The sequence below is a fragment of the Immundisolibacter sp. genome (assembly GCF_028696615.1).
Classification (GTDB): Bacteria; Pseudomonadota; Gammaproteobacteria; order Immundisolibacterales; family Immundisolibacteraceae; genus Immundisolibacter.
This window is the reverse complement of record NZ_JAQVGQ010000079.1, coordinates 1-10,590: the sequence shown is the minus strand read 5'-3', so window position 1 is coordinate 10,590 and position 10,590 is coordinate 1. Positions and strand designations below refer to the sequence as shown.

Here is a 10,590-nt window from a genome sequence, read left to right as displayed (position 1 = left end):
TCGGCGACGCCCTTGAGGGCATCGAGAAACCGCGCCTCGGCATCGACGCGGATCACCCGCACGCCGAGGTTGCGCGCGAACACCTGCATCACCTGGTCGCCTTCGTCGAGGCGCAGCAGGCCGTTGTCGACGAACACGCAGGTGAGCTGATCGCCGATGGCCCGGTGCAGCAGCGCCGCGACCACGGACGAATCGACGCCACCTGACAGGCCCAGCAGTACTTTGCCGGCGCCGACCTGTCGGCGCACGGCGGCGATGGCGTCCTCGATGATGTTGCCGGGCGTCCAGGCATTGCCGCAGCCGCAGATGTCGTGCACGAAGCGGGCGTAGATGCGCGTGCCCTGCGGGGTGTGAGTCACCTCGGGGTGGAACTGGATGGCGTAGAAGCGGCGCGATTCATCGGCCATGCCGGCAATGGGCACGTCGGCCGTCGAGGCGATGCGCTTGAAGCCCGGCGGCAGCGCGCTGACGCGGTCGCCGTGGCTCATCCACACATCGAGCAGGCCGTGGCCCTCGGCGTTGACGCGGTCCTCGATGCCGTCGAGCAGCCTCGAGTGGCCGTGGGCGCGAATCTCGGCATAGCCGAATTCCTTCACCTCACCGGGCTCCACCGCGCCGCCGAGCTGCACCGCCATGGTCTGCATGCCGTAGCAGATGCCGAGCACCGGCACGCCGAGCGTCCAGACGGCGTCGGGCGCGCGCGGCGAGTTCGGCTCGGTGACCGACGCCGGCCCGCCGGACAGGATGACGCCCTTGGGCGCGAACGCCCGCAGCGCCTCGGCGTCCATGTCCCAGGGGTGGATTTCGCTGTAGACACCGAGCTCGCGCACGCGCCGGGCGATCAGCTGCGTGTACTGCGAGCCGAAGTCGAGGATCAGGATGCGGTCGGCGTGAATGTCGGTCATGGGCGTGGCAGGGAGCGGTCGGGGAATTCGCGGCTGAAGCCGCTCCTACGGGCGCGCCGAATGGGTCGGCGTGGCCAAACGGGGCAGGAGGCCCCGGCGTCTATCGAGGGCTTTTGCCCTTGATAGACGGAGCGCAGCGCGGGCGTGTACCGCGCTGCGGCGAGCCGAAAAATTCCATGGACGGAATTTTTCGGCGTCAATAAGAAGGATAGTTCGGTGCTTCCTTGGTCACCGTCACGTCGTGTACGTGGCTTTCCGACACGCCGGCGCCGGTGATGCGCGCAAAGCGCGTGTTGCGCCGGAACTGGTCCAGATCGCGGCAGCCGGTATAGCCCATGCTGGCGCGCACGCCGCCGCACAGCTGGTGCACGATCGGCACCGCCGAACCTTTGTACGGCACGCGGCCTTCGATGCCCTCCGGCACCAGCTTGTCGGCCTCGCTGCTTTCCTGGAAGTAGCGGTCGCTCGAGCCGTACTGGCCGCCCATGGCGCCCAGCGAGCCCATGCCGCGGTAGGACTTGTACGAGCGGCCCTGGTACAGCTCCACCTCGCCGGGCGCTTCTTCCGTGCCGGCGAAAATGTTGCCGAGCATGACCGTGTGCGCGCCGGCGGCCAGCGCCTTGGCCACGTCGCCCGAGTAGCGCACGCCGCCGTCGGCGATCAGCGGCACGCCGGTGCCCTCCAAACCCTGGGCGGCGTTGTAGATGGCGCTGATCTGCGGCACGCCGACGCCGGCCACCATGCGCGTGGTGCAGATCGAGCCCGGCCCGATGCCGACCTTGACGCCGTCCGCGCCGGCTTCTGCCAACGCCCGTGCGCCCTCGCCGGTGGCGACGTTGCCGCCCACCACCTGCACGTCGGGGCATTCGGTCTTCAGCCAGCGCACCATGTCGAGCACGCCGCGCGTGTGGCCGTGGGCGGTATCGACCACCAGCACGTCCACGCCAGCACCGATCAGCGCCAGCGCGCGTTCACGGCCCGCTTCACCAACGCCGACGGCGGCGCCGACCAGCAGGCTACCCTGGCCGTCGCGCGCGGCGTTCGGGAATTGGGTTTGTTTTTCGATGTCCTTGACAGTGATGAGGCCACGCAGGCGAAACGCGTCGTCCACCACCAGCACCTTTTCGATGCGGTGCGCGTGCAGCAGGGCTTTGACCTCGTCGGAACCGGCGCCTTCGCGCACCGTCACCAGGCGCTCGCGCGGCGTCATGATGGACGACACCGGCGCGCCGAAGTTGGTCTCGAAGCGCAGGTCGCGGCTGGTGACGATGCCGACCAGGTCCTCGCCGTCCACCACCGGCACACCGGAGATGTGGTGCGCGCGCGTCAGCGCCAGCACCTCGCCGATGCTCATGTCCGGCCGGGCGGTGATGGGGTTTTTGATGACGCCGGCTTCGAATTTTTTGACGCGCAGCACCTCGGCGGCCTGGCGTTCGGCGGGCATGTTCTTGTGGATGATGCCCATGCCGCCCTGCAGCGCCAGCGTGATGGCCAAGCGCGCTTCGGTGACCGTGTCCATGGCCGCCGACAGCAGCGGAATGCGCAGCCGGATATCGCGCGTGACCTGCGTGCCGAGGTCCACCTCGCGCGGCAGGACGTCCGAGTAGGCTGGAATCAGCAGGACGTCGTCGAAGGTGAGGGCTTCGTAGGCGATGCGCATGGCGGGCGACCCGGGGCGGTGCGTCAGGGTCGGGCAATTATAGGCGTGGCGCCACGGAAAGGCGGCCAACCCGAATCTGCGTGAGCGCCCATCTATAATCGCGGGCCACGCCTCGCACAGCCGCCCATGCCCGCCGCACCCGCCGTCAGCTCCGTCGTCGCCCCGGCGCGGGACGTGTACACGCCGTCCCGGCTCACGCTGGAGGTGCGCGCGCTGCTGGAGGCCGGCTTTCCGCTGCTGTGGCTCGAGGGCGAGATCGGCAACTTCACCGCCGCCGCCTCGGGGCACCTTTACTTCACGCTCAAGGACGCCCGCGCCCAGGTGCGCTGCGTCATGTTCCGCTCGCGCGCCAGCCTGCTGCACGAGCGCCCGCGCACGGGCGATCAGGTGCTGCTGCGGGCGCGGGTGTCGTTCTACGAGGACCGCGGCGAGTTCCAGCTGCTGGTGGAGCACCTGGAGCCCGCCGGCGACGGCGCGCTGCGCCGGGCGCTCGAAGCGCTCAAGGCGCGCCTGGCCGCCGAGGGCCTGTTCGATCTGGCCAGAAAGCGTCCGTTGCCGGCGATGCCGCGGCGCCTGGTGCTGATCACCTCGCCGCGCGGCGCGGCCGTGCACGACGTGCTGACCACGCTGGCGCGCCGCTGGCCGGCGACGCAGGTGCTGCTGCTGCCAGTGCCGGTGCAGGGCGAGGGCGCGGCGCCCGCCATCGAGCGCGCCATCGATACGGCCTCCGAGAACGCGCTCGGCGACGTGCTGCTGCTGGTGCGCGGCGGTGGCTCGCTGGAGGACCTGGCCGCCTTCAACGACGAGGCGGTGGTGCGCGCGCTCGCCCGCTGCACCGTGCCGACGGTGGTCGGTGTGGGGCACGAGGTCGATTTCAGCCTGGCCGATCTGGTCGCCGACCGGCGCGCGCCGACGCCGACCGCGGCGGCCGAACTGGTGCTGCCGGACCGCGCCGACTGGCTGGCCGGCCTCGAGCAGTGGCAGCGGCGGTTGCTGCGCGCCATGCAGCACCAGCTCGAACGCCGCCAGCAACGCGTGGATTACCTGACCCGCCGGCTGGTGCATCCGGGTGAGCGCCTGCGGCGCCTGGACGACGACCTCGCCCGTCTGCAGCGCCGTCTGGCGCTGGCCATGCACGGCGGCTTGCAGCGGCGCGAAACGCGCGCCAGGGCGCTGCTGGCGCGCCTTCGCGCGGCCACGCCGGCGCGGCGCATCGGCGTGGCCGACGAGCAGCTGCGCGCCGCCGCGGCGCGCCTGGCGCGCGCGCAAACGGCGCTGCTGCGCGCCCGCGGCGAGGCGCTGTCCGCCGCCGCCGCGCGCCTGAACACGCTGAGCCCGCTCGCCACCCTGTCGCGCGGTTACGCCATCGTCGCCCGGGCACCCGACCTGCCGGTGGTGCACGCGGCCAGCCAGCTTGCCGTCGGCGACCGGGTGCAGCTGCGTTTCGGCCGCGGCGGCGCCGATGCGCGCATCGAGGCCATCGATCCCGACCACCAAGGACCGCCGCTGTGACCAAGACGCTGCGCCCGCGCCTCGCCGCGGCCCTGCTGTGGCTAGCAGTCCTTTTACTGACCGCACCCGCGCAGGCCCTGCCGCGGCACGACCCGGTGCCGGGCGGCGTGGCGGTGATCACGCTGCCGCCAGGCTTCGATGCGAACGGGCAGGCTCGCTTCGCCGGCCGGCCGGTGCTGACGGTGCCGGCGACGGACGGCTGGCGCGCCATCGTCGGCCTGCCGCTAGGCCAGCCGCCGGGGCCGGCGGCGCTGCAGGTGCGCTTTGCCGACGGGCGCACACAGAACATCGGCTTTGCCGTGCTGGCGCGCGAGTACCCGGTGCAGCGCCTGACCATCACCGATCAGGACAAGGTGACGCCCTCGCCGGCCAGCCTGAAGCGCATCGAGCGCGAGCAGGTGGAAATCCTGGCCGCGTTCCGCCACCGCTCGGCGGGCGCGCCCACGCTAGCGTTCGCCCTGCCAGCGGCCGGCCCGCTCAGCAGCAACTTTGGCCTGCGGCGCGTCATCAACGGCCAGCCGCGCAGCCCGCATTCGGGCATCGACATCGCCGCCCCGGCCGGCGCGCCGGTCACGGCACCGGCACCGGGGCGGGTGCTGCGCGTGGGCGATTATTTTTTTACCGGCAACACGGTGTTCATCGACCACGGCCAGGGGCTGGTGACGCTGTACTGCCATTTGAGCCGCGTGGCCGTGCGCGAGGGGCAGCTGCTCCAAACCGGCGACGCCATCGGCAACGTCGGCAGCACCGGTCGGGCCACCGGCCCGCATCTGCACTGGGCGCTGTCGCTGAACGACGCGCGCGTCGATCCGCGCCTGTTTCTGACCACCGACGCGCAGGCCGCGCGCTGATCCCCGCCAAATGGAGCCCCGCATGAACACGCCCATCGCCGATCTTGCCGGCCGGCGCCTGCTGGTCGTCGGCGCCAGCCGCGGCATCGGCCTTGCCATCGCCACCCGCGCCGCGGGCCTGGGCGCGGTGGTGCACCTGACCGCCCGCAGCGCCCAGGCGGCGGCCGACACGGCCGCCCGACTGGCCAGCGAGCACGGCGCGCAGGTCACCGGCCACGGCCTCGACATCGCCGCCGCCGATGCCAGCGCGCGCCTCGACACCGTGCTGAATGCCGCGGGCCCGCTCGACGCCCTCGTCTACAACGCCGGCGTGAGCCCGGTGTACGCGCGCCCGGAGAAGATCAGCGACGAGGACTTCGACGCCATCGCGCGGGTCAACCTGCGCGGGCCGTTCATCGCCGCGCGCGGCTTCGGCGCCCGCTGTCTGGCCGCCAAACGCCCCGGCGCCATCGTGTTCATCGCCTCGGTCGCCTCGCTGGTGGGCACGCCGCGCCTGTCCGTGTACGCCGCCACCAAGGCCGGCGTGGCGGGCCTGACGCGCGGGCTGGCGGTCGACTGGGCGCAGGATGGTATTCGCGTCAACGCCGTGGCGCCCGGCTGGGTGGCCACCGACATGACGCAGGGCCTGCAGGACAACCCGCACCTGCACCAGCGCCTGACCGCCCGCGTGCCGATGGGCCGCTTCGCGCAGCCGGACGAAATCGCCGACGTGGCACTGTTCCTGGCGTCCGACAGCGCGCGCTACGTCACCGGCTCGGTTTACAGTGTCGACGGCGGCCTGGTGGCAGGCTGACCGTTCCTCCATGTCCCCACGGCGGCCGCGGCCGCTTCAGCCCAAGGGAGAGTGCGATGGCTTATGTACGTGCCTGTTCAGTGAACGACGTGCCGGCCGGCGGCATGGCGCGCTTCAAGGTCAACGGCGAGGCGGTGGTGATCTACAACCTGGCGGACGGCTTTCACGCCACCGCCGCCAGCTGCTCGCACATGTTCGGGCCGCTGGCGCGCGGCAAGATCATCGACGGCCAGCGCGTGCAGTGCCCGCTGCACCGGGCCGAGTTCGACATCAAAACCGGCGAGGCCGTGAAATGGGCCTGCTTCCCGCCCGGGGTGCAGCTGATGAACCTCTTCCGGCCCAAGAAACCGATCAAGACCTATCCCACCAAAGTGGAGGGCGATGCGGTGTTGGTCGACGTGTGACCCGGCAGATCGTGGAAATGTAGATCGGACACAGCCCGCCCGGAACGCAATCGCACGGGCGGCTGGTCGTGTGCCACACTGCCTCTCGAGGTGGCACAACGGTCGGTAACATGGCAGAAAATCCTTCGGGCAACGAAATCCAGCTTGGCGCCCAGGGCCGGCTCGTCATCCCGGCGGCCTTGCGCAAGGCCCTGCACCTGCAGCCGGGGGACCGACTGATCGCCCGCCAGGAGGGCGACGCGCTGGTGCTGGAACGACGCGAGGCGATCGGCAAACGCCTTCAGGATCGGTTTCGTCACATCCCCAAACAGACCAGTCTGGTCGATGAACTGATCGCCCAGCGACGCAGCGAAGCGGCAAAAGAGGCCGCCGCGGAGTGACACCGGTCCTCGACGCATCGAGCCTGCTGGCGTTTCTGCACGATGAGCCGGGCGCGGAACGGGTTTGGTCGGCATTACCGGGCGCAATGGTTTCAGCCGTGAATTGGTCGGAGGTCGTGCAGAAATCCCTGCAACGGCAGGCCGACATCGCGGGTATGCGGGAGGACTTCGAGCAGACCGGCGTCAGCTTTATGCCATTCACCGCGCAGCAGGCCGAAATTGCCGCGCTCCTGTGGGACAAGACGCGCCTGAACGGCCTGTCGCTTGGCGATCGTGCCTGTCTGGCGCTGGCCATGGAGCGCCACGCGCCTATTCTTACGGCGGACCGCGCTTGGGCCGGATTGAGCCTGGGCCTGGAAATAGAGCTGATTCGCTGAGAAAAGCGCTTGCCATGCCGTTTAAACAAGGGCTTCCTGCCCTTTTTAAACCGGCTCGCCGCAGCGCGATACACGCCCGCGCCGCGCCCCATCGACCGATGGCCCGGACAACGGCGCGCTGAAAAATCCCGCTGCGACGGCGCCTCAGAGTTTGTGAACAAATGCGCGTCCTGCGCATTTCTTGCGTCGCCCGTCCGGTACACGCCCGGACGGGCTCCCGCGAATCAAGCCCTTACGGGCTCGATTCGCGCCCGGCTATCCCTGGCCGGGCTGAGAGCTTGAAAAATTCACAAGCTCTCAGCCCCGCCCCAGCACCGCATCCGCCACGAACGGATTGCTGCGCCGTTCGGCGCCGAAGGTGGACATGGGGCCGTGGCCGGGGATGAAGCGCACGTCATCACCAAGCGGCCACAGTTGCTCGCGGATGGCGCGCAGCAGGTCGGCGTGGTTGCCGCCAGGCAGATCGGTGCGGCCGATGGAGCCGGCGAACAGCACGTCGCCCACCAGCGCCAGGCGGCTTGGCGCGTGAAAGAACACCACGTGCCCCGGCGTGTGACCGGGGCAGTGCCGCACGGCCAGTTCCACGGCGCCGAAACACACGCTGTCGCCGCCTTCGAGCCAGCGGTCCGGCACGAACGCCGGCAGCGGCGGGAAGCCGAACATCTGCGCCTGCATGGGCAGGCCCTCGATCCAGAACGCGTCGCCGCGATGCGGGCCTTCCACCGGCACGCCGTAGTGTGCTTTCAGCGCCGGCGTGCCACCGACGTGGTCGAGGTGGCCGTGGGTGAGGAAGATCTTTTCCAGCCGCGCGCCGTGGCGATCCACGGCGGCGACGATGTCGTCCACATCCCCACCCGGATCGACCAGCGCCGCGGCGCCGGTGCCGGGGCAGATCAGCAGCGTGCAGTTCTGCTGCAGCGGCGTGACCGGGATGATCTCGAACGCGAGCGGCTCGGCCATGGGCGCCTCAGGGTTTGTGAACAAATGCGCGTCCTGCGCATTTCTTGCGTCGCCCGTCCGGTACACGCCCGGACGGGCTCACGCGAATCGAGCCCTCAAGGGCTCGATTCGCGTCCGGCCATCCCTGGCCGGCCTCGGCGCTTGAAAAATTCACAAGCGCTCAGTCCGGCAGCCTGTGCTGGATGATGAGGTTTTCCTCGACCACGCGGCCGCCGATCAGGTGCTCCTGGATAATCTTCTCCAGCACCTGCGGGGTGCAGGAGTGGTACCAGGCGCCTTCCGGGTAGACCACCGCCACCGGCCCCTGCTCGCAGATGCGCAGACACCCGGCCTTGGTGCGGTACACGCCGCCGTCGCCGGTGAGCTTGAGCTCGTTGAGGCGCTTTTTGAGGAAATTCCACGATTCGAGGCCGACCTCGCGCGGGCAGCACTTCGGCTCGCTGGCGTCGGCGCACAGAAAGATGTGGCGGCGGATGCGATCCACGCCGAGCGACTCGGCGGTGTCACGAATGGTGCTCATGGGTCTCCTCGTAGCGCGCGGGGCAGCGACCGGCATGATGGCGGCGCGCCGGCCGGGGCGTCAACGCGGTGTGCGGCGGCTGATCGCGCTGCTTGGCGCCTGCCTGCTCGCCGGCTGCGGGCGTCAGGAGCCGCCACCGCCAGCCTTGCGCGTGGGCCTCGCGCAGCCGGTACTGGATGTCGATCCGCGCCGCGCCGCGGACGCCGCCTCGGCGCGCATCGGCCGGCTGCTGTATTCACGGCTGGTGGAGCTCGACGCCGAGTATCGCCCGCGTCCGGCGGCGGCGGACTGGCGGCAGCTCGACGCGCTGCATTGGCGCTTCACGCTGCGCGCGCCGCGGCCGCGTTTTGCGGATGGCGCGCCGCTGACCGCGGCCGACGTGGCGGCGACCTACGGCGCGGTGCTCGACGCCGGCGCCGCCTCGCCGCTGCGTGGCGAGCTCGGGTCCCTCGCGGCGGTGGCAGCGGTCGATGACGGCACCGTCGATTTCACGCTGAGTGCGGCCGATGCGCTGTTCCCGGCGCGGCTCACGCAGGGCATCGTGCCGGCGCGCTGCGGGTCGCCGGCGCCGGCCGGCGGGCGGCCGTGTCACTACGACGGCAGCGGGCCGTTCGAACTCAAGTCGCTCGCCGCCGACCGGGTGGTGCTGCTGCGCCGGCGCGACGGTCTGCGCGTGGAATTCCTGCTGGTACCGGACCCGACCACGCGGGTGCTGAAGCTGCTGCGCGGCGAACTCGACCTGCTGCAAAACGACCTGCCGCCGGAGCTGGTGGCGTATCTGTCGCATCGATCCGCCGTGTCCGTGCTGCGCGCGCCGGGCACCGGCTATCACTACCTCGGCTTCAACCTGGCCGATCCGGTCACCGGCGACGTGCGCCTGCGCCGCGCGGTGGCGCACGGCATCGATCGTGCGGCGCTGATCCGCTATCTGCTGGGCGGCGCCGCGCGGCCGGCCGGCAGCGTGCTGCCGCCGGGGCATTACGCCGCCGCCGAACTGCCCGCGTACCGGCACGATCCCGAGCTTGCACGCCGCCTGCTGGCTGAGGCCGGCATGGAACATCCAAGCCTCACCTACAAGACCTCCACCGACCCGCTACGCCTTCGCATCGCCACCGCCATCCAGGCCCAGCTCGCCGCGGTGGGCATCCGCGTGCGCGTGCAGAGCACCGAATGGGGCAGTTTTTTCGACGCGATCCGCGGCGGCCGGTTTCAGATGTACTCGCTCGCCTGGGTGGGTGTGACGCAACCGGACGTGCTGCGGCAGGTGTTCCACAGCGCATCGGTGCCGCCGGCAGGCGCCAACCGCGGGCGCTTTGCCGACCCCGCCGTCGACGCGCTGCTCGACGCCGCCGCGGGCGCCGAGCCCGCCCGGCAAACGGCGCTGTATCAGGCGGCGCAGCGGCGTATCCACGCGCAGCTGCCCTACGTGCCGCTGTGGTACGAGGATAATGTCGCCGCCGTGCGCGCCGGCGTGCGCGGCTACGCGCTGCGCCCGGACGGCGCCTGGGACGCCCTCGACCACACCGACCCGCCCGATGACCGACATCCGCATTGACCTTGCCCGCCAGTGGCTGACGCTGCGCGACCACGGCCGCCTGCTGCTGGAAGCGCCCGTCTCGACCGCGGCGGCGGGCCTCGGCGAGCAGATGGGCAGCTTCAAGACTCCGCGCGGGCGCCACCGCGTACGCGCCAAAATCGGCACCGGGGCACCCGTGGGCGCGGTGTTCGTCGGCCGGCGCTGGACCGGCGAGGTGTACAGCGAGCAGCTCGCCGCCGCCCATCCCGGCCGCGACTGGATCCTGACGCGCATCCTGTGGCTGTGCGGCTGCGAGGTGGGGCGCAATCGCCTGGGCACGGTCGACACCCAGCGCCGCTACATCTATATCCACGGCACGCCGGACAGCACCGAGCTCGGCGTGCCGGGATCGAAGGGCTGCGTGCGGATGAGGAATGCCGACCTGCTGCGCCTGTTCGATCTCACCCCCGCCGGCACGCCGGTGGATCTGGTGGAGTGAACCCGCTGCGGCGTCTCGCCGGCACTGCGGGCACCGTGCTGGCGGTGCTGGTGACGGTGTTTTTGCTGGTGCGCGTGCTGCCGGGCGATCCGGTCGAGGTGCTGCTCGGCGAGCGGGCGAGCGGCGCCGATCGCGCTGCGCTGCGCGCGAGTCTTGGCCTCGATCGGCCGCTGCCGGCGCAGCTTGGCGCGTACCTTCGCGCGCTCGCGCGGT

General features: G+C 70.9%; 12 protein-coding genes and 1 pseudogene. 9 read left to right on the top strand and 4 right to left on the bottom strand.

Annotated elements, in window-relative coordinates; all coding sequences use genetic code 11:
• Positions 1–905 (bottom strand): glutamine-hydrolyzing GMP synthase (gene guaA, locus PHC73_RS07005; RefSeq protein WP_300126134.1); only part of this gene is annotated, 905 nt, incomplete at its 3' end.
• A gap of 196 nt (positions 906–1,101) precedes the next feature.
• Complete coding sequence (guaB, locus tag PHC73_RS07000) at positions 1,102–2,565, bottom strand: IMP dehydrogenase (protein WP_300126131.1); 1,464 nt, start codon at positions 2,563–2,565, stop codon at positions 1,102–1,104.
• Positions 2,566–2,691: 126 nt separating this feature from the next.
• On the opposite strand from guaB, the gene xseA reads away from it, so the two are divergent.
• The 6 genes from xseA to PHC73_RS06970 all read left to right on the top strand — a co-directional run bounded on the left by xseA (position 2,692) and on the right by PHC73_RS06970 (position 6,882).
• A complete protein-coding gene (xseA, locus tag PHC73_RS06995) occupies positions 2,692–4,077 on the top strand; it encodes an exodeoxyribonuclease VII large subunit (protein ID WP_366949822.1) in 1,386 nt (461 codons plus the stop codon).
• Positions 4,074–4,928, top strand: a complete 855-nt coding sequence (locus PHC73_RS06990; protein WP_300126127.1) for a M23 family metallopeptidase — start codon at positions 4,074–4,076, stop codon at positions 4,926–4,928. The genes xseA and PHC73_RS06990 overlap by 4 nt, the downstream gene beginning before the upstream one ends.
• Positions 4,929–4,950: 22 nt before the next feature.
• Positions 4,951–5,721, top strand: coding sequence for an SDR family oxidoreductase (locus PHC73_RS06985; protein WP_300126124.1), 771 nt, complete (start codon positions 4,951–4,953; stop codon positions 5,719–5,721).
• A gap of 56 nt (positions 5,722–5,777) precedes the next feature.
• Complete coding sequence (locus PHC73_RS06980; RefSeq protein WP_300126122.1) at positions 5,778–6,125, top strand: Rieske (2Fe-2S) protein; 348 nt, start codon at positions 5,778–5,780, stop codon at positions 6,123–6,125.
• Positions 6,126–6,235: 110 nt separating this feature from the next.
• Positions 6,236–6,505 (top strand): AbrB/MazE/SpoVT family DNA-binding domain-containing protein, encoded by a 270-nt coding sequence (locus tag PHC73_RS06975; protein WP_366949823.1) that lies wholly within the window; start codon positions 6,236–6,238, stop codon positions 6,503–6,505.
• Positions 6,502–6,882 carry a PIN domain-containing protein gene (locus PHC73_RS06970; RefSeq protein WP_300126117.1) on the top strand — a complete coding sequence of 127 codons (381 nt, stop codon included), beginning with the start codon at positions 6,502–6,504 and terminating at the stop codon, positions 6,880–6,882. The genes PHC73_RS06975 and PHC73_RS06970 overlap by 4 nt, the downstream gene beginning before the upstream one ends.
• Before the next feature lie 297 nt (positions 6,883–7,179).
• On the opposite strand, the gene PHC73_RS06965 is transcribed toward PHC73_RS06970, so the two are convergent.
• Both PHC73_RS06965 and PHC73_RS06960 read right to left on the bottom strand, forming a co-directional pair.
• Positions 7,180–7,842, bottom strand: a complete 663-nt coding sequence (locus PHC73_RS06965; protein ID WP_300126114.1) for an MBL fold metallo-hydrolase — start codon at positions 7,840–7,842, stop codon at positions 7,180–7,182.
• Positions 7,843–8,002: 160 nt separating this feature from the next.
• Positions 8,003–8,362 (bottom strand): hypothetical protein, encoded by a 360-nt coding sequence (locus PHC73_RS06960; RefSeq protein WP_300126112.1) that lies wholly within the window; start codon positions 8,360–8,362, stop codon positions 8,003–8,005.
• Here PHC73_RS06960 and PHC73_RS06955 point away from each other — a divergent pair.
• From PHC73_RS06955 to PHC73_RS06945, 3 genes and pseudogenes are all read left to right on the top strand, one after another.
• Complete coding sequence (locus PHC73_RS06955) at positions 8,361–9,917, top strand: ABC transporter substrate-binding protein (RefSeq protein WP_300126110.1); 1,557 nt, start codon at positions 8,361–8,363, stop codon at positions 9,915–9,917. The two genes, PHC73_RS06960 and PHC73_RS06955, sit on opposite strands and share 2 nt — an antisense overlap.
• The gene (locus PHC73_RS06950) at positions 9,898–10,377 is read left to right on the top strand and encodes a L,D-transpeptidase (protein ID WP_300126107.1); all 480 of its coding nucleotides are present in this window, start codon (positions 9,898–9,900) and stop codon (positions 10,375–10,377) included. The genes PHC73_RS06955 and PHC73_RS06950 overlap by 20 nt, the downstream gene beginning before the upstream one ends.
• A pseudogene (locus PHC73_RS06945) lies at positions 10,374–10,590 on the top strand (glutathione ABC transporter permease GsiC); the annotation flags it as partial. The gene PHC73_RS06950 and the pseudogene PHC73_RS06945, both read left to right, overlap by 4 nt.

Excerpts from the sequence above, each read along its gene's own strand:
- guaB (WP_300126131.1), bottom strand. The coding sequence starts at position 2,565 with ATGCGCATCGCCTACGAAGCCCTCACCTTCGACGACGTCCTGCTGATT.
- PHC73_RS06975 (WP_366949823.1), top strand. The coding sequence starts at position 6,236 with ATGGCAGAAAATCCTTCGGGCAACGAAATCCAGCTTGGCGCCCAGGGC.
- PHC73_RS06950 (WP_300126107.1), top strand. The coding sequence starts at position 9,898 with ATGACCGACATCCGCATTGACCTTGCCCGCCAGTGGCTGACGCTGCGC.
- PHC73_RS06985 (WP_300126124.1), top strand. The coding sequence starts at position 4,951 with ATGAACACGCCCATCGCCGATCTTGCCGGCCGGCGCCTGCTGGTCGTC.
- PHC73_RS06980 (WP_300126122.1), top strand. The coding sequence starts at position 5,778 with ATGGCTTATGTACGTGCCTGTTCAGTGAACGACGTGCCGGCCGGCGGC.
- PHC73_RS06965 (WP_300126114.1), bottom strand. The coding sequence starts at position 7,842 with ATGGCCGAGCCGCTCGCGTTCGAGATCATCCCGGTCACGCCGCTGCAG.
- xseA (WP_366949822.1), top strand. The coding sequence starts at position 2,692 with ATGCCCGCCGCACCCGCCGTCAGCTCCGTCGTCGCCCCGGCGCGGGAC.
- PHC73_RS06955 (WP_300126110.1), top strand. The coding sequence starts at position 8,361 with ATGGGTCTCCTCGTAGCGCGCGGGGCAGCGACCGGCATGATGGCGGCG.
- PHC73_RS06960 (WP_300126112.1), bottom strand. The coding sequence starts at position 8,362 with ATGAGCACCATTCGTGACACCGCCGAGTCGCTCGGCGTGGATCGCATC.